We start from the raw sequence: 24,315 nt of genomic DNA on the forward strand, positions 1-24,315 counted from the left end.
TAAAACATGTTCTAACTTGAACAATTCATTAGATTAATTGCTATTCGCGGGTAAACAAGGATAAAATTGTCGATATAGTATCACCTAACCTGCCGACAAAAAACAAAAGCTGTTTAAGTTATGAACAAAGTCAAAAAACAATCAGAAAAAAGCGCCCCAAAAGGCCATATTCGTATTATTGCAGGCCAACACCGTGGTCGTAAATTACCCGTATTAATGGCTGATGGTTTGCGGCCAACTACCGATCGTGTCAAAGAAACGGTTTTTAATTGGCTCATGCCTTATATTCAAGACGCTAATTGCTTAGATTGCTTTGCAGGCTCTGGTGGGCTAGGTTTTGAAGCCATATCTCGCGGCGCAAGTTCAGCAATTTTAGTCGAGTTAAATAAATCAGCAGCTCAGCAATTAAACGATAACAAAGCCTTACTCAAAGCCAATAATATCCGAGTAATACAGCAAAATGCCTTAAATTTTTTGCACAGTAACCAACAAGCTTATTCGTTAGTGTTTATTGATCCACCTTTTAGAAAAGGCCTAGCACAAAAAGCCGCTGAGTTATTAGTCGAAAAAGGCTTAACTGATGAGGCATTGATCTATGTTGAAATGGAAGCTGACGATAACCTACAAATAATGCCAAGCCATTGGCAACTTTTAAAAGAAAAGATAGCTGGCCAAGTCATGTATCGACTCTACCAAAATAGTTCAAAGTAAGACCAGAACCTAAGCATTAGCCTTATTTACCCCAAGTTAAATTTATTTAAGTTGATTGAAATGTGCTAAAAATCGTCACCAGGCGCTTTTTTTATTCGTCACTCATACTATTGACCCGAAGATTTAGGCCACAATTTTAGATCATGAAAATCAAAACTAAAATCTGTCGCCCAAGACACTGCTTTCATACTGACATAGCTAATACTGCCATTAGGGTTTAAATTAAAGTTCACATAAGCATCAGCTTCTAAGGTGCGATCGTCCCAACGCACAATAAAAGTATTGTGCTGATAATGCCCTAAGGTGCCATGCAGTATTGGGGTATTAGCAAACTGCATAACTAAGTGATTGTTTTCTAAGCTAATAGCTATTTCACCATACCAATCATCAACATAACTTTGCGCATAACTTGCTAACGGTAAAGAAAGCGTTGAACTTTTATCGGCGGCTGCAGCCACTTTGGCTAACTGTGCTTTTTTGTTAGCATTATTTTTTTTCTGCAATCTAGCATAATGCGCAACCCAATCTTTTTTAGGCTGTTCAAGATATTCAGTCAAAATTTGTTGAGATAAGGCATTAAAAGCAAAACCTGATTGTTGATTGGTTAAAATAACCATGGCTAAATTCTCTTCTGGTACCATCACCACTTTTGACACCATGCCTAATATGCCGCCGGTATGTTGTACGACTTTTACGCCATGATAATCTTTAACAAACCAACCTAACGCATAAGCATAAAAATGCGTTTTATCTTGCTCGCTAGCTTGTGATGAAACCGGTAAAAGCGTACGTGCTTGCCACATTTCATGACTTTTCTGTTCACTAAAAAGCCTTAACGCTTTAACACCATCAACACCGTATTGTCCAAGATTAAGCTGAGCTTTAAGCCATAACGCCATATCATTAACACTGGATGCAACCGAGCCTGCTGATGAAAATCTCTCTAAGAAATTTCCACCAACAACATGCAACTCACCATCTAATAACACATGAGCGCGAGCCACATTTTGATTACTTTTAGGGATTAAAGAGAAAGTTGCGCGGGTATTATCCATGCCTAATGGCTCAAAAATACGGCTTTGAATAACCTCTTGCCAAGGTTTACCTGTGAGCTTGGCAATGATCTCACCCGCAATAACATACATTAGGTTGTCATAAGCAAATTCACTGCGAAAGCTCGACACTTGGGGTAAATATTTTAAACCTTTAATAACGTCTTGATTGCTTAACGTGGTTTCTGGCCAGATCATTAAGTCGCCAGCACCTAAGCCTAAGCCACTGTTATGCGACAATAAATCAATGATAGTAAATTCTCGCGTAACATAGGCATCGGGTAGTTGAAACGCTGGAATGATATCAATAACTTTAGTTTTCCAAGTCAATTTCCCTTCGTCTACTAAAGCCGATAACAATGCCACGGTCATGGCTTTAGTATTTGAGGCAATGCCAAATAAGGTATCGGCATTCACTTTTTCTTTACTGCCCTGCTTAAGTACACCAAAGCCTTTACTTAGCACAACTTCGTTATCTTTAATAATTGCCACAGCAATGCCGGGCACTTGAAATGCTGCCATAGCTTTACTGACTGACAACTCAATATTAGCGATCTTGCCACTGACAGTTTGATCTGCCACTTTAGCAAAGCCCAAGGGAGAACAAAGTAGTGCGCTAACCCATAACCATGCATAAGGTAATTTCATTTACCGTCCTATTTTTATTGTTGTTCCTTGTCATAACGCTAACGAAGTTGTGGTCTTTCATTCATAGTAGCATTCATCACAAAAGGATACAGACTGAACAAATGATGGCTGCAACACTAGTTTGATAACGTCATAATTTGATATGAAATTATGACGTTTAAGGAGAAGTAACAGTTAACTATTATTGATTAAACCCGCTAAACCTTTTTTAACAAAGTTAGGTAAGGCAAACGCGGCGCTGTGTAAAGCTTGGTTATAATAATGAAAATCTAGGCCACTTACTGCAACAGGTTGCTTGTCAAAGTCATGCACTGGGTGATATTTTTAATGGCAAAGTAAAGCTTCACAAACCACCAGGGTAAGTTAACTTACTAAATGAATACAAATAACTTTGTGTAAATACCGTATTGAGCACTTTTAAAAGTGCTCGCTGAATATCCATGGCCTACCATCGCATACTATGGTGAGCAAACTCATCACGTTCGGTCACCATAATTAAGCCATCCTTGAGTAACATTTTGCCATGGCCTTTAGTTTCAACCACATCAACCGTTTTAGATTCACTTTTTCCTGAAAAAAGTACTTTTTTTACTTTAAATTTTAAACCTAAAAGTCTTGAAATTTTTCTTCTACGCAAAAATCACAGTGCATGGTTTTCTCCTGCTAAATCAAGCACCGTTGCTTGCATAAATTTTTTCTGCGGTAAGATATAGTTAGCAAAACAAACGAAATAATTATTGCTTAAATGCTCGCTTACTAAGGATTTACTCACATAATTTTTTGGAATAAACTCATCGGTTAAGTTAGCAAAGTCAAAGTCATTAAAGCTCAGTAAATCAAACGACTTTGGTGCTAGTATCGCTAAAAAATCAGCCGCTATTTTTATTAAATTAATATTGGATTCAATACTTACGTAACTACTGTTAGCTTGAGGCGTAACATGAATAGTGAGATATTCTTTCCCTTTAATCGCATTAACAGAGTAACCAAAGGGATCAAAAACAAAATCATCTAAGGTAAAGTCAGCAAAGAATTTGTCTAATTGTAAAAATTGACGAATTTCCTGTGCTGTTAAACCCACTGTGGTCAGCTTTTCAGAAGCTCGATCGCTAATTTGATATGCAAGCAGTTCATAGGTTTTATCTAATTTATCGGCTTGAAAACTGTTATCCTGATGAAAAATATAGTTATGATGGCTGTCCAACTCACCAAAACGATAGGCTTTACCCATAACATATTGCCCGAGCAACTTAATGTCGTCACCAAAACTACTGGGCTGAGCATGGGAAAAATATTCATTTTTACGTTGATAAATAACCTGCTTAATTTTATCCATGCCGATGTGCTGGATAAAAAATTCGACCGAATGTACTAATCGGGTATTGCCACAGGTCAAAATTAATAACCTATCGTGCCAAACAAATAAGCTCGACTCTGATAACAAAAAAGCTTTACAGTCATCATTACGAATTGACGACAAAATTTGCGCATTACAACATTGAACAAACGCGGTCCAAAAGTCATCGGTAATATCATCAAGTAGCGAAATTTTCTTGTCTTTGACCACAATTTGAGCTTTTTTTTCTGAACCTTCAAAAAACAAAAACATATCCTCAACGTCATAACAGCAATCGCTGATGGCGTCATATTAAGTTGCCAAATTCTATAGTAAAAACAGCACACTATTTTACAAAAAAAAAGGTTACGAGCTTAACGTCAACTTAAATTGGGTTTAATTATTGGGCTTAATTAACCACTAAAAATTAAGCGTTAATGTCTATGCCTAAATTAGATAAACCTTCTTCTAGCACCATAGCTTTTGCCTGCAAACAACTGGCTTTGTTTTCGCTAGCCGTAGTTAAAAATTCAAATAGCTCATTTTGTGTGGCTATTTCCCACTGCATTAATGGATGTTCAGCAATTTGTTGCGCTGAGATCACTATCTCTTCTTCATCAGGAGTTATTTCATCAATTTGCTGAGCTAAGCTCAACTCAACATAGTAACTGACACTATTTCCTGACAATTTACTGATATTGCTCAAGCTATCACTTTCTAGGTCTTGCATGCCTTGAAATAACGACATTAATGCCATGGCACTATCTAAGGCTGGAAAAACACCCAAAAAATCAAAATCATCGGGATCCGGTACTTGCTCTTCAAGCTTAGCAATTTGGGCATCATAGTTAATTTTGCAACGGTTAGCTTTATCTAACCATTGCCAGATAAGATCAAGTTGATTTCTCAAGACCTTAAAGTCACCAAATTCAACATGTTCAGCAAACATTTGATAATTAGGTAACATGCGCTCAAGTAATGCAGCACTAAATGCCACCTGCTGCCATTGACTTAATTTGCTAAAAGGTAGGTTAATCGCCACGTAAGCTCTCATTTTCACTGCTAAAAAGTTGGTAATTAGTATATAAGGATTCCAACGAAATTAGCAGTTTATTTACTGAGTTTTGTTAACTGCTTCTATGCATAATCAAAGCGTAAGCGATACTCGGTTAATTTATCTTTAAGCGCATTAACTTGTTGTTCAAGTTTCAGGTTTAGCTCAGTATTTTCATCACCAAGATACTTTATGGTTTCGCGTGTTTTGTTATATTCCACTTCTTGTTTGTCTTTATTTTCTTGCTGTCAGCTGCTAGTACAAACGTTAAATTCAGTGTTTTAGTGGTTAGGCTTTCTTGTTGCTGTTTTTTCACTATCTGCCTTGAGAAAAAATTTCGGCTTAAAAAGCTAAATTTCACTCGAAAAAAAAGGACCAAACGGTCCTTTTCTAAGAGTAACTTACTGTGCTATTACTTTTCAGCTACAGTTTCAGCTTCAGTAGTAACAGGTGTAAATCGAATAGCATTTACTTTAGCGGTAGATTCACTCTGGTTACGTAATTGTGCGAGACGATTAATTTGACCAATTGAACCTAACATGGCGTAAATTGGCACGAATAAACCACGCTTATGGAAATCTAAAACTTTGTCGTCACTTAACTCTTGAACTTTTTTATCATTAATATTATATAAACCGACAAGTTTTTTACTTTCGCCTGAGGCAAAATTAATATTAAGTTCAAGTTCTAACAATAAGTCATTATCAAGCAATTCTTTAATGAATTTTTCGTTCATCACTTCATTATCGTATAAACGACCTAGTGAATCTTGTACACCTTGAAAAAACTCAGTGTCTTTGCCTTCAGCATCAAATAATTCATGGTCTTTATCTTCACCCACAAACTTGCTATCTAAATCAACACAAGCCGTTAATGTTTTCTCTTTTTCTGGGTCTAAACCTAAAGAAAAGGGTGCCATTGAAATGCTTTGTGGAACATAAACTGCTTGCCAAGAATCTTCTTTATAATATAAGTTTTCGTTCGCTTCTAAACCTAGCATTACCACACTACGGTAGCGCTCTGTACCTTGATCTTTAACAAGTACAATAGGATAGCTGCTTGCTGCTTGAGAATACTCAGGAGCGGTAATTGGTGCAATATGTTGATTAGATACATTTGATAAATCGCGCTTGGCAGCGATTTTAATTTTCTGATGAGTTTCTTTTTTAATCGGAGTAATGTTAGCCATGAATAAGTTCTCTTTTTACTGCGTATTTTAAGCGTTGTCGTTTTTGACACTTCTTCGTTGCTATTAGTTATGGAGACACCTAATAACGCTTTCAATGGTATAATCAAAATTAGCTGGAGTTAATTTTAATTATACTTAAACTTCTCCATAAAAATAATTAATTAAAACCATTTAAAAACAGTACTTTAATCTATGAAAATCATCAAATACCTTTGTGCTACGGCATTTATTATTAGTCCAGTTATCTGGGCTTTGCCAAAAATAACCCTCACCTTTGGCGAATCTTCTAATGGTTTTAGCCAAGTAAAAATTAAAAACGAAACCGAAAAGTCCTTAGCTTACTTTGTCGCCATTGATGGCTATAAAGCTAAATTTCGGCTACGCATGAGATTGATCTCGCGCTGGATAACCACGACAGACACAGGCTATACCTACCAAGATTTAGTACTTGGTGGCTTCATCCCAACTATAAAGCTTATCAAGCTTTATTATTTAAAACGTTTAGTTAATAGCATAACTAACAACATAATCATAAAAAAATAACTTATACATCACAGCTTGAATCATACCTTACTGACAAGCATTTAATCTGCTGATATAAGCTTTATCCTGCCTTAATTACGATTAGTAATTCGCATAAGAATTTTCTCCAAACGCCTTTTGATCAACACTTAAAAACCAAATGAGAATAATTATTCGTTGTAAGTGACTATGCTATTTTCAAAAAAAGATCTGATGTGATAATCATCAGGTTTACCACATAAAACTAAACTTCAATACCATTATGGCTGCTACTATTTCTGCCACTTTTGCCGTATCAGCTTTGAGCAAGTATAAGCATTGCCAAAACTGTAAAGCTAGCAAAAATAATCTCCTGGCAAATGCATAAGTAAAGTACGGGCAAAGTCGAACTAGGAAATTCAAATCGATGCAACAACGGGCGAGATTTTCACAACAGCTTTTTTGTCGGTTAGATATAACCGAAAGATTACATGATATAAGTTATTGGCAAGACAGCGAAAACTTATGGTTTACCTTACCTATTGCCACGGTTCTACTACTAATTTCTGTTGCCGGTATCATCTTGTTTTCTCTGCTTTATTATCACAGTTACAACAACAAAAAACGCTTGAAAAATATTGGTGAAATAGCCTAAGACAGGATGTTAAATGTATGTTAAACATTTAAAAATAATATTTTCTTTTACATAATGACTAGAATAAAAAAGGCTCCTAAATTCAATCAGGAGCCTTTATTTATCAAGCAAAAGTCAGTCAATAAACACCTTATTAAATGTTACTCAGCTAATGAGTCAAATTTTATAAGTTTACTTTTGATTTTTTTCTATTTTATAAGGCCCATTAAGTAAGCCACGCTTAGGTGAATTAAATGCCGCAGTATTTGCCATTCTTGCCACTAGTGGTGAATTGTCAGAAATTTCACCTGCTATCTGTGACACAACAGCACCTACTAATGCCCCCACTAAACCGCCACCACTATTGTTATTCGGATTGTATTGCGCACTAATAACTGAATCCCATAATATCTCACCTGTTTTAACAGAAACAAGTTTTATCTGACCTTGCACTACAGCTACCGATGATAATATTTGGAATTTTTGCCCCCAATCTTGAATATCAACATAAAGTACGGCATCAGCACCAATAATTTCATCAATTTTATCTAAGGCGATACCATTCATTTCAGCTGGCGTAGGTAAGCCATTTTCTTTTAAAAAGCTATCAATCACCGAAACAGGGAATACATAATAGCCTTTTTCTGCAAGTGGTTGAGATATTGTTGATAAATACGAGTATGGCGCGTTTACTTCAACTGAGCTATTCATAGGCGGAAGCACTAAAATAGAACGAGGTGCAGCTTGTTGTAAGGCATTGTAGTTATAGGGTTCAACTGAAGCACAACCAGATAAAATAAGGATTGATACGAGAGCAGTTTTGAAAATATTTGTCTTCATTTTTATATCCTTAGCTATTAGTTAATGAGCGCTTGATTAAACCATCAATAAATTTTGCAGATTCAGGGAATAGTTCTTTTTCTTTCGTCAATGATGCTAAAGCAAGTGCTTTGTTACCATTAGCTGCGTACATTAAACCTAGATGCGCATAGACACCAGGCGGAATTGGCTTACCTGCTGCTTGAGCTTTTTCAATATCAGTTTGTAGTTGCTCAATTTGAACACTTGGAGGCACTTCACCGGGTGTGTGATGTGTTTTATAGACTAAATTTTCATACTCTCCCCAGTAATACTGGGTATTATTTGAGACACAGCCAGAAATAAATAAAACTGCCATACAAATAGTTAATACTTTATTTTTCATACATTTCTCTTATTATTATAAAACGAAATTCAGCTCGCCGTTTTCTAAATCTCTTGTCATATTATTCACACTTTCTTTAATGGCGAAGTCCAAAACCTTGCCATTAAGTGTGGCATCATAACCAGCCTTAGAGCCAAAACCGATAACTTGTCTTTCGTTTAATTGAAATTCACCAGCACCTTGCGTTGAATAGATAATCTCTGAAGTCAACACATCAATAATATTGAGTGAAACTTTAGCGTAGGCTATTTGGCTCTTTCCTGAACCCAAGATGCCAAACAATTGCTTATCACCAATAACTTTACGACCAAATTCAGTAACGCCTCCACTTATAACGTATCGAGCACCTTTAATTTCTTGTTTAATCCCCAATAACTCAGCTTCTTTTTTTAAATTGGCTAAGTTCTCTCTATCCACAACTTTAAAGCGGTTGGTTTGTTGTAAATGGGTTTTAAGAATGGTTTTCCCTTGATTGCCCAGTTTATCTATATTTGATGAGAACAATCCCTGCATATAGTTTGAACGATTATTAAATTCACCTAATACCAGTGTTGATTTTGGACCGTTGTAAATTGTTTTATTAGTTTCTACAGGGATGATAGTGACTTTTTGGTGGCTTTCTGTAGCACAGCCAGAGATTAATGCCGCTAACATTAAAAACAAGCTAAACGACTTTATTCTGATTAATTTCATAATGACTTATTCCTTTAAAAAAGAAGCATTATGTATTAACTTTTCTCTTAAATAAAGAAAATATGAACATCATCAATATCTTGCAAGAGTATGAATGAATATTTGTCCTGATGTTTAAAGATGATTCCCCCCTAATCAGCCTTTCATTATTGGCGGTTAATCTAGCCACTATTTTTAATTTACTTTTTATTTTCATGAGAAAATCTAAAGACTGTATTCATTTTCATCTCGATTAGCTTTTTATCCTTTTGTTATGAAAATACTGGACTATGGTGCTAAATATGGCAATATTCTTAGTAGCATTATGAACTTAAATATTGTGATATAAGTAATGATAAGGTTACTAACGACACGGGCTTTAGCGACTCAATTAAAAGCAAATGCATTGAGTTGCGCCACACTCTAATGACCATGAAATGACACCTAACAGGATATTCTCTGTATCGCGACAAGCTAATAACTAATACCCTAAAAGGAACAGGAAATGACAGCCACAACATACTACCCAAAGATTAAATCGATATTAACGGTATTATTACTAAGTAGTGCCTTAGGTGCTTGTGCCACCATTGATGGTGCAGGTAAGGATCTCGAAAAAGCGGGTGAAGCCATTCAAAATGCTGCTAAAGGCTAAAATAACACTGAGTATCGCTGCTTAGCTCTTCTAGTAACGTCACTTGAAAATGCGTATTTAGCCATCATATCAAATAGAGAAAAATCATATTTCAACTGTATTTTTTGGCTATTAATGTATGCCTATCTAACTGAATTTCAATAGATAATAAAATATTTGTAATATTGGCGCTTTAAACAGTTTGCTTGTAGTTTGACATGATCACTCTAAGTAATAATGCCAAATTGGTTTATGACTTAGATATATCTCTATCACTTCACAAAAGGAAACAAAATATGAATGACGATAAAACAACATCTGGTGGAAAATGTCCTGTGATGCACGGTGGTGCTACAGAGAGTTCGATGACAAATATGACATGGTGGCCTAAGTCGCTAAACCTCGACATCCTTCATCAACATGATAATAAAACCAATCCTATGGGCACGAATTTCAATTATCGGGATACGGTTAAAGATCTCGACATTGCCGCGCTCAACAAAGATATGCACGCACTGATGACTGACAGCCAAGACTGGTGGCCCGCAGATTGGGGACATTATGGCGGTTTAATGATTCGTATGACTTGGCATGCCGCCGGTACCTATCGTATTGCTGATGGACGAGGTGGTGCCGCTACGGGTAATCAACGTTTTACCCCGATCAATTCTTGGCCCGACAACACAAATTTAGATAAAGCACGACGTCTACTTTGGCCAATCAAAAAGAAATACGGTAACCAACTTAGCTGGGCAGATTTAATTGCTTACGCCGGCACTATTGCCTATGAATCTATGGGGTTGAAAACCTTTGGTTTCGCCTTTGGTCGTGAAGACATTTGGCATCCAGAAAAAGACATCTACTGGGGTGCTGAAAAAGAGTGGCTTGCACCTAGTGGCAGCGAAAATAGCCGTTATTCTGGTGAGCGCGATTTAGAAAACCCATTGGCTGCAGTAATGATGGGATTAATCTACGTTAACCCTGAAGGTGTAGACGGCAAATCTGACCCATTAAAAACAGCTCATGATATGCGTGTTACCTTTGAACGCATGGCGATGAATGATGAAGAAACCGTGGCCTTAACTGCCGGAGGTCATACGGTGGGGAAATGTCACGGTAATGGCGATGCCTCAATACTTGGCAGAGAACCAGAAGCTGCCGATATTTCAGAGCAAGGCACAGGTTGGAACAATAAAACTAAGCGTGGTATTGGTCGCGATACCGTAACCAGTGGTATTGAAGGTGCATGGACCACTCATCCTACACAGTGGGATCATGGTTATTTCTCTATGCTACTTAACCATGATTGGGAACTAAAAAAGAGTCCAGCCGGTGCTACGCAGTGGCAACCCGTGAACATTAAAGAAACAGATAAACCGGTTGATGTTGAAGACGCTAGCATACGCCAAGACCCCATTATGACTGATGCAGATATGGCATTAAAAATGGATCCGGCTTATCTTAAAATTTCACAACGTTTTTCCAATGACCCTGAATATTTCTCTGACGTTTTTGCCCGTGCATGGTTCAAACTGACCCATCGCGATATGGGCCCAAAAGTACGATACATAGGCTCAGAAGTACCGCAAGAAGATCTTATTTGGCAAGATCCCGTACCCACAGGTATGACAGGTTATGATGTTGATGCCGTTAAGGAAAAAATAGCGGCTAGTGATTTAACTGTTAGCGAAATGGTTGCCACAGCATGGGACAGCGCTAGAACTTTCCGTGACTCTGACAAGCGCGGTGGTGCTAACGGTGCTCGCATTCGACTTGCACCACAAAATAACTGGCAAGGAAACGAGCCTACACGCTTAGCTAAAGTGCTTGCTACACTAGAAACTATTGCAAACGAAAGTGGCGTGAGTATTGCTGATGTTATTGTCCTTGCAGGTAATGTCGGTATTGAGCAGTCAGCAAAAGCGGCTGGTGTTGATATTACACTACCATTTGCCCCTGGACGTGGTGATGCAACTGACGAGATGACCGATGTTGAGTCATTCAAAGTACTTGAACCTCTGCATGACGCTTATCGTAATTGGCTCAAAGCTGACTATAGTGTTAGCGCTGAAGAGCTGATGCTTGACCGTACACAGTTAATGGGTTTAGCTGCTCATGAAATGACTGTACTGATTGGTGGCATGCGTATGCTAGGCACTAATTTCGGTGGTAGCAAGCATGGTGTATTTACCGAACGTGAAGGTGTGTTGTCGAACGACTATTTTGTTAACTTAACGAATATGGACTATAAATGGCAGCCAGTTGGCGATAATTTATATGAAATTCGCGAACGTAAAACAGATAAGGTCAAATGGACAGCCACACGCGTTGACCTTATCTTTGGCTCGAACTCAATCCTTCGTGCTTATAGTGAAGTTTATGCACAAGACGATAATAAAGAAAAATTTGTCCACGACTTTGTTGCCGCATGGACCAAAGTGATGAACGCTGACCGTTTCGATTTAGCATAATGTTTAGCTAATAATCTTGCCAATCATATCCTCGCACCTGAGTAATCGGGTGCGAGGATATTTACACTCACTTATCATTGCTCTCTGACTTAATGCAAAGAGTATTAGCCAAAAAAAAAGCCCTAAATAGGCCTTTTAGAATTTACATACTATAGACTAACAACCGTCATCTTTAGCATCTACACCCTCTTTTGTTTTTTCACAAGTATCTTTAATGGTGTTATCTGCATCTTTTTTCATTTCACCAAATTTATTGCTGACACTTTCTTTCATTGCATCTACTTTTTCGCCCACGTTTTCAATAGCCTTGCCAGCGCCTTTCTTCATTTCTTCTACTTTTTCGCCTGCATTTTCCAGAGCTTTACCCGCGTCTTTTTTCATTTCATTCACTTTTTCGCCTGCAGCATCAATGGCCTTGCTAGCATCTTCTTTCATTTCATTTACTTTATCACCCGCACCTTGAGTCATTTTACTAGCATCTTTAACTGTTTCTTCTACTTTTTTACCCACTTCTTCTGCCTCTTTATCGCTACAAGCTGTTAAGCCGAACATGGCAACAAAGATAATAAGTAAAGTTGATAGTTTTTTTATAAAAGTCATAAATTTTTCCCTAAATTTTTGGTAATTTACCACGAACTGCATTGGCGATTAATGAGATAACCAACAACACAACGAAGATAAAAAAGATAGTTTTTGCAATATCTACGGCTGTACCTGAAATACCACTAAAACCAAATATTGCCACAACAATCGCAACAACTAAAAAAGTAAGCACCCAGTTTAGCATAATAGATTCCTCCGTTTATTAAATGAAAAACCTCCACCAACTTAAGACTACATTTATACCAACAACAAGCTAATCCACGGATAACTAAGTTATTATCTTTCATTATACATTTGATTTAATAACGCTAGTTCACCGCTAAGTGAAAGTTATACAGACAAAATAGCTATAACGTTTAGCGGGAGTTAATATATTTTTGTCTTAGCTTATTGCTAAGATGACTTAATAATAGCCACATTTTTATAAAACGTACTTATTTACAGAATAAACAATATAACTTTCAGTAAAAATTAACTATCAGTAATAGTGACCATGACTTAGTACTGATTACTCTGCCATTATCCACCACCATATTTACTGGTGAACTTTATCTTTTTATTACGATTTTCAGTACAGGCTTACCTAAGTAGCTAGCTATTTTGCTGTCTGAAATAAGCGTTGCAATGGTGAAGTTTGATTAATCAATTTATAAGTTCAATAACAGTGAAGTTAAAACGAATTGTTCATTTTCTTTGCTGTTAAACATAAAAAATCCGAAATCAATTGCTTGATTTCGGATTATTAACTTACTGAAAAATTCATCTGTAAATAAAGCTATACCTAGATAATTGGCAGGTCAACTTTACCCAAGAGCATACTCAGTATAGGTAATTTAAAAGCTATAAGTTGCTTTTACGTAGTAGAAACCACCGTTAAAACCAAATGGTGATGTTTCATAGTACTTACCACCAAGAAGATTGTTTGGTGTATCAGGACCAAAATCTAATGCTTCTGCATCTTGATCAAGTAGGTTTTGAGCACCAACACTTACTTTAAAGTCATCCATTATGTGATAGCTAACTTCAAGATCAACAGTAACGGCCGCGTCTGCATCTTTGCTTAACCCGCTAGAGTCAGCATGAACACCTTGGTATTCGCCGTAGTAGTTTACACGTGTAAACATGCTAACTTCATCCCAGCTTTGTGACCAAGTAAAGGTCGCACGATGGTTAGGTAAGTCATTTTCTAAACGAGATACTTTAAAGTCACCCGTAACAGCAGAGAATCTATCAACTGTTGTTTCATTCCAGTTATAAGCAAGACCGAATGTAGTATCACCATTTAACAATGAAGTAGAGTAGTTAGCAACAAAATCAACACCTTGAGTTGTAGTATCAAAATCATTAGTAAAGAAACTTACTTGTTGAATTGAATCTACGTTTGGCACGCCATCTGCTTTTAATTTCACTTTATCTGCAGGAGTTAAATTAACTTTAGCAGACTGAGAAACACGATCAGTTACTTCAATGTTATAATAATCAAGTGTGAAATGAATACCTTCTATTTCCCAAACCGCACCTAATGAAACGCTTTCTGATTCTTCAGGTGATAATTCAGTTGCACCCAACTGCTTAGCTACAGGGTTAGACGCCGCTAATAACGCAGAATCAACTAGTATGCCGTCGTCAAGAGAAGTTTGTACGTTTGAGTAGTTAGCTTGACCAACAGTTGGAGCACGGAAGCCTGAACTTACAGAGCCACGTAACGAAAAGTCGTCTGTCACATTGTATTGTGCCGTTACTTTATAGTTAGTGGTGTTACCAAAAGTACTGTAATCTTCAAAACGTAGGGCATAGCCCATTAAGAAGTTTTCAGTGTATTGTGCTTCAACATCAAGATAAAGCGCATAGTTTTGACGAGAAAATGAACCCGCTGAAGAGGGTTTAAAGCCAGGAAACCCGTTAGATCCGATACTAAAACCTTGGTCTGTATATGGACCTGCGGTAAAAGATGCTTCGTCACCTGCACTCACTTCAAAGGTTTCTTGATGGTATTCATAACCACCAGCAATAATTAGTGGCATCTCCATGCCGACTTCAAGTTCTTTAACTAAATCAATGTTAAAGAATTTTTCAAGTTGAACGTGGCTACCTGGATTAAAGTCACGCGGTGTTTCAGGACCTAATGACGCATTTAACGTGTTGTAGATAACGTAGCTTGATTCGTTACGACCTACAGAACCACTGACGTCATAAGACAAAGTATCATCAAACTGACCACGTGTTCCCATGGTTATTGATGTATCAACGATGTTACCACCAAAGTTAGGTGTAAATCCGCCTGGTGCTAATTCATTGAATGAAAAACAATTATCATTATTTGCAACATTTTCAATGTAATCATCTTGAGTTAACACATTACCCGAAGTAACAGCTACAGGTTGACAAGTTCTATCAGCACCTTGAGTTTGCGCAAGATCGCCAATCAATAATGAAGCACCGTCGTCATTAGAGTAGACACCACCACGGTTATGAGGATTACGATAATAGAAACCACCACGAACATCACGTTCAGAGAAGTTACCAAACATATAAACTTCACGGTCGTTACCGATATCTAAACCGAAGTTACCAAAAATAGTGATGTCATCACTAACTTCTGGAGAACCCCAAACTTGAGTTAGCGCTTCAACATCTGTGTTGCCGGCATCAATAAAACCTTGAGCGTCAGGACGTTGTTCACTTCGACTTGTAGCATCAGCATTTTTATATTGAAAACTAAGGTTAGCAAAACCATCTTCAGTCAATGCCATACCAATATTACCAGAGACTTCAGTCGTATCGCCATCGCCTTCATAATATGAACCATGACGTACGTTTAATGAACCACCATCAGCATCATTTTTTAAGACGAAGTTCATTACACCTGCGATAGCATCTGAGCCGTATTGTGCTGCAGCACCGTCACGTAAAACTTCAACTTGTTTTAGAGCAGAACTTGGGATAACTGAAATATCAGGGCCTTGAGCACCGTCATTAATACCACCACCCAACAATGCAATAACAGAAGCACGATGACGGCGTTTACCATTAACAAGTATTAACGTACTGTCTGATGAAAGACCACGAAGATTAGCGGGTTTAACTAAGCTGGCAGCATCTGATATTGGGTTACTCTGTACGTTAAACGAAGGTACAGTACCTTTTAACAATTCAAGCATATCGGTATTACCCGATCTTTCTAGCTCTTCTGCGCCAATTAAATCAATAGGAACCGGTGAATTATCAACTGAACGTGGTGCACCACGAGAGCCTACAACAGCGATACGTTCAATGTTTTCTTTTTTAACTTTCTCTGCATCATTTTCAGCAGCGAATGATGGTGCAGTACCTAAAGCGATATTTACCGCTAAAGCTAAGGTAGCTATTTTAAATGTTGATGACATGTTCTCTTCCTCTAGTATCAGTATTTTATTATGTATTTTTATAGTTATAGTTGTATTTTTGTATTTTTGTATTTTTTTGTGTTTTTTTGCTCTTGGTCTTTTACACTTCCCATTTTCGTAAAATAAAGCAAATCAGTAGTTTTTGGAACAAAAAAACCATCAAGAGCGCTTCCAACCTATCCTCCCTGGATTCGCTACTAATGGTTTACCGCTTAAACTTAAGACATAGTTTTTTGTTTGCCATGCCATTAATCGTAAACATAACACAACTCATCGCAAAAGTTCACTTTATTTATGTACTAATTTTATTCGGCAAAAAACCTCTTTTTGGCGCTACTTTGCTGTAAATAAGTACAATAACTTAAGTATGTTAATTAGCTGTTGCAAATATTTATCATTCACGCTTAGCAACTGTTAACAAAAAAATATTTGGCACTCAAATATACTCACTAAACCTTATTCATCACTAAAGATCAGGTGAAATTTTACTGATGTAAAAAGTATCAACAACAAAAAAACTGTGCCAAGAGTAAGCTTATCTTAATAAATAATGAATATAGCTAGTCTCTACCTTTGAAATAAAAATCAATCATGCCAGTGTGCTGCAGTGTTAATACATGAGCGCATCCCAGGATGATTAAAGTGTTGTCGTGATGGTTCAAGACACCCACTAATGCCATACATTAAGTTAGCTGGAATCAATATTTTCAGAGCCTTATCTGGTCTGACGATGGGTACTGGCAATAGCAGAAAATACCCCCTGCACAATGCTAAAGTTTGATTATATTAACTTAATTTTTTTTCAATTAACTGCATATCGTTCGTCAAATATAACCGTATTGTTTACCTTGGAATAAATACATTAGCGATAGTTATTCATGTGTTTTTTGGTTCGCTCAATCCCAGCCAAAAAAAAGCAGCCTGATATAAAGGCTGCTTTAAAATGTTCTCATCTGCTTTTCAGTTTACAATGTTATTTAACTGCTATAAATTTTTACAACCATGACAGCAAACTATTCCACCGTCACCGACTTGGCTAAATTGCGCGGTTGGTCAACATCAGTACCTTTGATGATGGCAACATAGTAAGACAGTAATTGTAGCGGCAAGGTGTAAACGATAGGGGCAATTAAGTCATCACATACTGGAACATTAATTACTTTCATGGTGTCATCGCTGCTGAAGTTAGCGTTTGAATCAGCAAATACATACATTAAACCACCTCGAGCACGTACTTCCTCAACATTGGATTTTAACTTTTCAATTAAATCGTTTTGAGGTGCGACAACAATCACTGGCATTTCTGCGTCAATTAACGCCAATGGCCCATGTTTAAGTTCGCCGGCAGCATAGGCTTCAGCATGAATGTATGAAATTTCTTTCAGTTTTAATGCCCCCTCCATCGCGATAGGGTACTGATCACCACGCCCTAAAAATAACGCATGATGTTTATCGGCAAAATCTTCTGCTAAATCTTCAATGGAGCCCGCAAGTGCTAACACTTCTTCTAATTTACTCGGTAAGGTCATTAATGATTGAGCAATTTCGGTTTGCTTGTCTTTTGACATACCGTGATGCTGACCAATCGCTAAGGTCATCATTAATAAGCCCACCAGTTGAGTGGTAAAGGCTTTGGTTGAAGCAACCCCTATTTCAGCACCCGCTTTAGTCATAAAGGCCAAATCAGATTCACGTACTAATGACGAACCGTCAACATTACATATCGTTAAACTCGCGCGATAACCTATTTGTTTAGCTAAACGTAAGGCTGCTAAAGTATCAGCAGTTTCGCCTGATTGTGAAATAGTCACTAACAAGGCATTTTTAGGTACATGCGATTGGCGATATCTAAATTCACTGGCAATTTCAATATTACATGACACGCCAGCTAAGGCTTCTAACCAATAGCGTGCCACCATACCTGAGTGGTAGCTGGTACCACAGGCAATAATTTGCACATGTTCAATTTTTTGAAAAATATCATCAGCGCCTTCACCAAAGGTATTGATGTCTAAAACGTTACCCAGTAAGCGACCTTCCAAGGTATTACGAATGGCGGTAGGTTGCTCAAAGGTTTCTTTTAGCATGTAGTGACGATATTCACCTTTATCGCCAACGTCATGGCTAACAGCAGACTCTTTCGCTTCGCGCGTTACAGGCTTGCCATTAGTATCAAAAACGTTCACTTCAAAACGCGTAACTTCGGCAACATCACCTTCTTCTAAGAAGGAAAATTTACGCGTCACTGGTAATAGTGCCAGCATATCTGAGGCAATAAAATTTTCACCAACACCGTAGCCAATCACTAATGGGCTGCCAGAACGTGCAACCACCACACGGTCTTTGTCGCGAGTATCAAGCACAACAGTGCCATAAGCCCCGATTAATTGTTTTACGGTCGCTTGAACAGCACTTAACAAACTATTGGTCGATTTTAATTCATGATGCACCAAGTGAGCGATAACTTCTGTGTCAGTTTCAGAGGTAAAGCTATAACCTAAACCTTGTAAACGCGTGCGTAAAATCTCATGGTTTTCAATAATACCGTTGTGCACAACCGCAATGGTTTCTGACGAAATATGCGGATGTGCATTAGCTTCACTTGGCGCACCATGTGTTGCCCAACGTGTATGCGCAATACCGGTGCCACCCGCTATCGGGTTAGCATGTAACGCATCAGCAAGCTCTTGCACCTTACCTAAACGACGGGCGCGATTAAGTTGGTTATTATTATCAACAATTGCAACACCAGCAGAGTCATAACCACGATATTCTAATCGTTTTAAACCTTCTACTAAGATGTCTGCTACATCGCGCTGTGCGACAGCACCAACAATTCCACACATATTCTCTATCCTTTTTAACTTGCTATAACGAGGTTAACGCCTTGTTTGATAATTTCACTTCGTACGTTTTCAGGCATATCTGCATCTGTGATCAACGTGTGAATCTTACCCCAAGGTAATTCTAAATTAGGTATTTTGCGATTAAGTTTTTCTGAATCTAACATCACGATAACTTCACGGGATACTTCCGCCATAACTCGGCTTAAGCCTAACAGTTCATTAAACGTTGTTGTACCGCGAGATAAATCAATGCCATCGGCACCAATAAATAGCTGATCAAAATCATAAGAACGTAAAACACTTTCTGCCACTTGCCCTTGAAATGACTCGGAATGTGGGTCCCAAGTACCACCGGTCATCAATAATGTTGGTTCATTTTCTAGTGCATGTAAATCAGACGCTATAGCAAGTGAATTCGTCATCACCACTAGGCCTTGTTTTACATTTAACTCCCGCACTAAAGCTGATGTTGTGCTACCACTGTCTAAAATAATACGATTATGGTCTCTGATCAGCGATGCCGCTGTTTTTGCGATCATTATCTTTCGTTTCGAAACTTTATCTGTTTTTGGCGCGATAATTTCATGAGGTAAAGGCACTGCGCCACCATATCTGCGCAGGAGCAAACCACTATTTTCTAATACAGCCAAGTCCTTACGGATAGTAACTTCTGAGGTATCGAACATTTTTGCAAGCCTATCAACACTTACTTCACCTAGGTTGCTTAGCTCGGCAATAATGGTGTGACGACGTTGCTGAGTATTTCGTTTTGACATTGCTTTCGTTTTACTCTTAAAAGTTTCGGTTTAAAACTTAGCTATTAAAACAAAAGCTGAAAATAAAAACAATATTTATCTAAAGATCGGTCATAAATTTAGTTAACTATTGGTTAACTCTCATCTGGTTTCAACGTAAATGAGTATTTTTGATCTGATTATCCGTTGACTGTTAATTTATTGATAATAAAAATTTTCTTCGCTGGCTGAGCTATTTTATAAGTAGAGAATATGACTCAATATACAATATTAATTTAATAACTAGTTGTTTTAAATATCAAATCAATAATGTCGTTATTGGTTATTTTAACGAGTATAAATGCACGCATTATTAAACTTGTGCATTTTTCTCATGATAAATTTTAATAGACTTATAGCAAGTATATAAGCCTATTTTTTACTTGGACGTTTCCAACTGGCAATATTGCGCTGTTTACCACGAGCAACACTTAATTCATGATCATCAACATTTTTCACAATCACTGAACCAGCGCCTGTTGTTGCCATTTTACCAATAACAACAGGTGCTACTAATGAGGCATTTGAACCGATAAAAGCCCCTGTGCCAATAATCGTTTTAGCTTTATTCACACCGTCATAGTTACAAGTAATAGTACCGGCACCAATGTTAGCATTAGCGCCTATTTCAGCATCACCTAAATAACTTAAGTGACCGGCTTTTGCACCTTCTCCTAGGATTGTTTTTTTCATTTCGACAAAATTACCAACATGAGCATCACGTTTTAATTCTGTACCGGGGCGAATACGTGCAAACGGACCAACTGAGGCTAGCTCACCAATAATGGCACCTTCGATCATGGTATTAGGTTTAATCTCAGCACCTTTGCCGATAGTACAATTTTTTAAAATACAATTAGCGCCAATTGTCGCGTTATCGGCAATATCAACATTGCCTTCAAAAATACAGTTCACGTCAATCACCACTTCTTGACCCACGCTAACATGGCCACGAATATCAATACGGTTAGGATCACGTAAACTCGCGCCAGCTATCATCAAGGCTTCTGCTTTTCTTATTTGATACGCGCGTTCTAGACCGGCCAGTTGCACACGGTTGTTGGCACCTTCTACTTCAATTTCACTATTAGGGTGGGCCGTTGCAATAAGTTTACCTTCTTGATGACAAGCGGCTATAATGTCAGTTAAATAATATTCACCTTGGGCGTTATCACTTGATAAATTGGCTAGCCAGCGTTTTAAATCACCGCCATTGGCCAATAAAATACCGGTGTTAGCTTCATTCACTAACAGTTGCTCAACAGTGGCATCTTTTTGTTCAACAATGCCAACCACTGTGCCTGAGCTATCGCGCATAATACGACCATAGCCCGCTGGGTTAGCTAAATGCACGGTTAATAACGCCATGCCATTGTCAGGCTTAGCAGCAATTAAACGCTGTAATGTGCTCACTTTAGTCAAAGGTACATCACCATAAAGCACTAATACATCTTCATCGTCAGATAAAAATGGCGATGCCATATCAACAGCATGACCTGTGCCTAATTGCTCTTTTTGTTCTACAAAGGTTAAATCATCACCCGTGACTTTGGCTTTAAGCACATCGCCACCAAAACCATAAACCAAGTAAATATTTTCGCTATCAACCTGACGTGCAGCGTCAATAACATGAGAGACCATTGGCTTTTCAGCAACGGGATGAAGAACTTTTGGTAAAGCAGAGCGCATGCGAGTACCTTTACCCGCAGCTAAGATAACAACAGAGAGAGCCATAATTTGTCCGTTTATTTTATAAGATTCCATGTATCAATTTGATGAGTAAACATAAACTAATCAATTAGACATTAACGTATGCGGGCATTGTAACGCTAAATTAAATGCTTCTCTATTAAAATCATATTAACCACTTAACCCCTATGATTTCCCCCCCGCTGACAAGAAAAAACCTTAGCGGGTATATCACACCTGGCTAGCGTTTAGGTATATACTATTCCCAACAAAAACACGGTAAGCACCACACTTTTATTGAACCAGGAACCCGTATAAATGATGCCCATTGCTGAGCAAATAGCCAAAGAAATTGATGTAAAAACCAGCCAAATAAATGCGGCTATAAACTTATTAGATGAAGGTTCAACGGTTCCTTTTATTGCTCGCTATAGAAAAGAAGTTACTCAAGGGCTTGATGACAACCATTTGCGTTACTTAGCGCAGCGCTTAGTTTATTTGCGAGATTTAGCCGATCGTCGAAAAGTTATTATTACCAATATCGAACAACAAGGTAAATTAAGCCCTGCGTTAGCGGCTGAACTCAATAATGCCGACAATAAAACTCGTTTAGAAGATCTTTACTTACCTTTTAAACCGAAAAGAAGAACCAAAGGGCAAATTGCGATTGCTGCCGGTTTAGAGCCTCTAGCCAATAAAATTTATAATAATTGGCAACTTAACCCTGAACAGGAAGCACAAGCCTTTATCAATAAAGAGCAAGGTTTAATTGATGAAAATTCAGTACTTGAAGGTGCGCACTATATTCTGGTGGAGCGCTTTGCCGAAGACGCTAATTTAATTCAAAAATTACGTCATCATTTACTTAAGCAAGCACACCTTTGCAGTAAATTAATCAAAGGCAAAGATAAAGCCGCAGCAAAATATCGTGATTACTTTCAGCATTCTGAATTATTAAAGTCGGTGCCATCACACCGTATGCTTGCTATGTTACGCGGTCGTAATGAAAAGTTATTATCATTAAGTATTGATGTCGATCCCGGCCAAGAAGGCGCCTTTTCAAGTGCACAACAGCTAATCACCGAGCATTTCAATTTACGCTTAACCGGGCAAGCCGCGGCAACGTTTTTAACCAAAGTGGTACAAACAACGTGGAAAATAAAGTTAAGCCAAAGTTTAGAAACAGAATTGTTAGGTCAATTACGAGAACAAGCGGAAGTTGAAGCGATTAAGGTTTTTGCACGTAATTTAAACGACTTAATGATGGCGGCGCCAGCAGGCCCAAAAACAACGTTAGGTTTAGATCCTGGTCTTAGAACCGGCTGTAAATTAGCTATTGTTGATGCTACCGGTAAATTATTACAAACGGCAACTATATTTCCCCATGCGCCACAAAATCATTGGGATAAATCAGTACGTACTTTAGTTAATCTATGCCAACAACATAAAGTAGAATTAGTTGCGATAGGTAACGGCACTGCTTCACGTGAAAGTGACCAGCTTATCGCTGATGTTATTACTAAGTTAGCAACGAATAAGCTCACCAAAGTGATTGTGAGTGAAGCCGGCGCATCAGTCTATTCAGCATCAGAATTTGCCGCCAAAGAGTTTCCTGATTTAGATGTGTCAATTCGTGGTGCGGTATCTATTGCACGCCGCTTACAAGACCCCTTGGCAGAGCTAGTGAAAATAGATCCAAAAGCCATTGGTGTTGGTCAATATCAACATGATGTCAGCCAAAGCCAACTCAGCCAGACCTTAGACAATGTTATTGAAGATTGTGTCAACGCCGTTGGTGTTGACTTAAACAGTGCTTCTGCCGCACTGTTATCACGGGTTTCAGGTTTAAACAAAACCATGGCAAATAATGTCGTTAATTTTCGTGATGTACACGGCCGATTTAATAATCGAAATGAATTAAAAAAAGTCGCTCGCTTAGGACCAAAAGCTTTTGAACAAGCCGCAGGCTTCTTACGGATAAGCCTGGGTAATAACCCGCTAGACTATTCAGGCGTTCATCCTGAAACTTACCGCTTAGTTGAGCAAATTTTACAACAACTCGATACTGATATCAGTCAGGTAATAGGTAATAAATCTGCGCTAGAAAAAATTAATATTGACAGCTTAACTAGCGATGCTTTTGGTGCGCTAACCATTAAAGATATTATTAGCGAATTAGAGAAACCCGGTCGTGATCCTCGTCCAGAATTTAAGACCGCCACTTTTCAAGCCGGTGTTAATACTATTAACGACCTTAAAGTGGGCATGATACTCGAAGGAGTTATTTCTAACGTCGCTAATTTTGGCGCTTTTGTTGATGTGGGTGTGCATCAAGACGGTTTAGTGCATATTTCTTCACTGACCGATAAATTTGTCAGTGACCCGCATGAAATTGTCAAAGCTGGTGAAGTGGTCAAAGTTAAAGTGACGGAAGTTGACCCACAACGCAAACGCATCAGTTTAACTATGCGTTTAGATGAAACAATAGCACAAATAAAAAGTCAGCCTTCAGGACAGCCTCAAAAAGCACAAGCTAACGACAAAAGTACTAAACAACCACAACAGAGCAGAAATAAGGCAAAAACGCAGCAACCAAAAGCCTCAAATAATGCCGCTATGGGTAATGCCTTTGCTGACGCTTTTGCCAACCTAAAAAAATAACTATAACTTATTGTTAAGTTAGCAGTAATCAGCTGTCTGTTATCAGTTAAAAGCAAGCGCCATAACGATAGCAGAAACCACTAAATCAAGAGGGTCATTCATTAAGGTGGATAGTTTTACATGGAGGTAAGTCATAGAATAATGCAAAGAGTAGTTACCGAGATGGCTATGAATGGGATGCACTAATGCCGTGAAGCTATAGATGGTATGAACATCGTCATTCTGTCACA

At 38.0% G+C, this 24,315-nt stretch carries 21 protein-coding genes; 6 read left to right on the top strand and 15 right to left on the bottom strand.

The features are described from left to right. Positions 1–120 precede the first annotated feature (120 nt). The gene (rsmD, locus tag H4J46_RS13525; RefSeq protein WP_182233969.1) at positions 121–711 is read left to right on the top strand and encodes a 16S rRNA (guanine(966)-N(2))-methyltransferase RsmD; all 591 of its coding nucleotides are present in this window, start codon (positions 121–123) and stop codon (positions 709–711) included. 107 nt (positions 712–818) lie between these two features. Here rsmD and H4J46_RS13530 read toward each other — a convergent pair whose 3' ends face one another. From H4J46_RS13530 to H4J46_RS13555, 6 genes are all read right to left on the bottom strand, one after another. Next, a complete protein-coding gene (locus H4J46_RS13530; protein ID WP_182233970.1) occupies positions 819–2,411 on the bottom strand; it encodes a serine hydrolase in 1,593 nt (530 codons plus the stop codon). A 445-nt stretch (positions 2,412–2,856) separates the two neighbouring features. Beyond that, positions 2,857–3,048 carry a hypothetical protein gene (locus H4J46_RS13535; protein WP_182233971.1) on the bottom strand — a complete coding sequence of 64 codons (192 nt, stop codon included), beginning with the start codon at positions 3,046–3,048 and terminating at the stop codon, positions 2,857–2,859. A 3-nt stretch (positions 3,049–3,051) separates the two neighbouring features. Continuing rightward, positions 3,052–4,014, bottom strand: coding sequence for an adenosylmethionine decarboxylase (locus tag H4J46_RS13540; RefSeq protein WP_182233972.1), 963 nt, complete (start codon positions 4,012–4,014; stop codon positions 3,052–3,054). 160 nt (positions 4,015–4,174) lie between these two features. Beyond that, positions 4,175–4,801: a YjaG family protein gene (locus tag H4J46_RS13545; protein ID WP_220463025.1), complete on the bottom strand. Its 627-nt coding sequence runs from the start codon at positions 4,799–4,801 to the stop codon at positions 4,175–4,177. An 83-nt stretch (positions 4,802–4,884) separates the two neighbouring features. Beyond that, positions 4,885–5,022, bottom strand: a complete 138-nt coding sequence (locus tag H4J46_RS13550) for a hypothetical protein (RefSeq protein WP_182233973.1) — start codon at positions 5,020–5,022, stop codon at positions 4,885–4,887. 191 nt (positions 5,023–5,213) lie between these two features. Further along, the gene (locus H4J46_RS13555) at positions 5,214–5,990 is read right to left on the bottom strand and encodes a SapC family protein (protein WP_182233974.1); all 777 of its coding nucleotides are present in this window, start codon (positions 5,988–5,990) and stop codon (positions 5,214–5,216) included. A gap of 192 nt (positions 5,991–6,182) precedes the next feature. Between H4J46_RS13555 and H4J46_RS13560 the strand changes: the two genes are divergently transcribed. Further along, on the top strand, positions 6,183–6,533 hold the full coding sequence (locus H4J46_RS13560; RefSeq protein ID WP_182233975.1) for a hypothetical protein: 351 nt from the start codon (positions 6,183–6,185) through the stop codon (positions 6,531–6,533). Positions 6,534–6,918: 385 nt separating this feature from the next. Then, positions 6,919–7,146, top strand: a complete 228-nt coding sequence (locus H4J46_RS13565; protein WP_182233976.1) for a hypothetical protein — start codon at positions 6,919–6,921, stop codon at positions 7,144–7,146. 171 nt (positions 7,147–7,317) lie between these two features. Here the strand turns inward: H4J46_RS13565 and H4J46_RS13570 are convergent, their stop codons facing one another. The 3 genes from H4J46_RS13570 to H4J46_RS13580 are packed head-to-tail and all read right to left on the bottom strand — an operon-like array spanning position 7,318 to position 9,022. Continuing rightward, a complete protein-coding gene (locus H4J46_RS13570) occupies positions 7,318–7,965 on the bottom strand; it encodes a GNA1162 family protein (protein ID WP_182233977.1) in 648 nt (215 codons plus the stop codon). Between the two features lie 10 nt (positions 7,966–7,975). After that, entirely contained in the window at positions 7,976–8,329 is a 354-nt protein-coding gene (locus H4J46_RS13575; RefSeq protein WP_182233978.1) for a DUF4810 domain-containing protein, read from the bottom strand. Between the two features lie 15 nt (positions 8,330–8,344). Further along, a complete protein-coding gene (locus H4J46_RS13580) occupies positions 8,345–9,022 on the bottom strand; it encodes a CsgG/HfaB family protein (RefSeq protein ID WP_182233979.1) in 678 nt (225 codons plus the stop codon). Positions 9,023–9,506: 484 nt separating this feature from the next. Between H4J46_RS13580 and H4J46_RS13585 the strand changes: the two genes are divergently transcribed. Both H4J46_RS13585 and katG read left to right on the top strand, forming a co-directional pair. After that, the gene (locus tag H4J46_RS13585; protein WP_182233980.1) at positions 9,507–9,656 is read left to right on the top strand and encodes an entericidin A/B family lipoprotein; all 150 of its coding nucleotides are present in this window, start codon (positions 9,507–9,509) and stop codon (positions 9,654–9,656) included. A 275-nt stretch (positions 9,657–9,931) separates the two neighbouring features. Beyond that, positions 9,932–12,106, top strand: a complete 2,175-nt coding sequence (gene katG, locus H4J46_RS13590; RefSeq protein ID WP_182233981.1) for a catalase/peroxidase HPI — start codon at positions 9,932–9,934, stop codon at positions 12,104–12,106. A 156-nt stretch (positions 12,107–12,262) separates the two neighbouring features. On the opposite strand, the gene H4J46_RS13595 is transcribed toward katG, so the two are convergent. The 6 genes from H4J46_RS13595 to glmU form a co-directional block, all read right to left on the bottom strand. Continuing rightward, a complete protein-coding gene (locus H4J46_RS13595) occupies positions 12,263–12,706 on the bottom strand; it encodes a hypothetical protein (protein WP_182233982.1) in 444 nt (147 codons plus the stop codon). Between the two features lie 10 nt (positions 12,707–12,716). Further along, positions 12,717–12,893, bottom strand: a complete 177-nt coding sequence (locus tag H4J46_RS13600; protein WP_182233983.1) for a DUF1328 domain-containing protein — start codon at positions 12,891–12,893, stop codon at positions 12,717–12,719. Between the two features lie 649 nt (positions 12,894–13,542). After that, positions 13,543–16,095 carry a TonB-dependent siderophore receptor gene (locus H4J46_RS13605; protein ID WP_182233984.1) on the bottom strand — a complete coding sequence of 851 codons (2,553 nt, stop codon included), beginning with the start codon at positions 16,093–16,095 and terminating at the stop codon, positions 13,543–13,545. A gap of 1,013 nt (positions 16,096–17,108) precedes the next feature. Further along, complete coding sequence (glmS, locus tag H4J46_RS13610) at positions 17,109–18,941, bottom strand: glutamine--fructose-6-phosphate transaminase (isomerizing) (protein WP_182233985.1); 1,833 nt, start codon at positions 18,939–18,941, stop codon at positions 17,109–17,111. A 14-nt stretch (positions 18,942–18,955) separates the two neighbouring features. Next, on the bottom strand, positions 18,956–19,717 hold the full coding sequence (locus tag H4J46_RS13615; protein WP_182233986.1) for a DeoR/GlpR family DNA-binding transcription regulator: 762 nt from the start codon (positions 19,715–19,717) through the stop codon (positions 18,956–18,958). A 390-nt stretch (positions 19,718–20,107) separates the two neighbouring features. Next, positions 20,108–21,469 carry a bifunctional UDP-N-acetylglucosamine diphosphorylase/glucosamine-1-phosphate N-acetyltransferase GlmU gene (gene glmU, locus H4J46_RS13620; RefSeq protein ID WP_182233987.1) on the bottom strand — a complete coding sequence of 454 codons (1,362 nt, stop codon included), beginning with the start codon at positions 21,467–21,469 and terminating at the stop codon, positions 20,108–20,110. A 273-nt stretch (positions 21,470–21,742) separates the two neighbouring features. Here glmU and H4J46_RS13625 point away from each other — a divergent pair, with 273 nt between their 5' ends. Next, positions 21,743–24,085, top strand: coding sequence for a Tex family protein (locus H4J46_RS13625; RefSeq protein ID WP_182233988.1), 2,343 nt, complete (start codon positions 21,743–21,745; stop codon positions 24,083–24,085). Positions 24,086–24,315: the final 230 nt, after the last annotated feature.

It is taken from the genome of Colwellia sp. MB02u-6 (assembly GCF_014077095.1).
Classification (GTDB): Bacteria; Pseudomonadota; Gammaproteobacteria; order Enterobacterales; family Alteromonadaceae; genus Cognaticolwellia.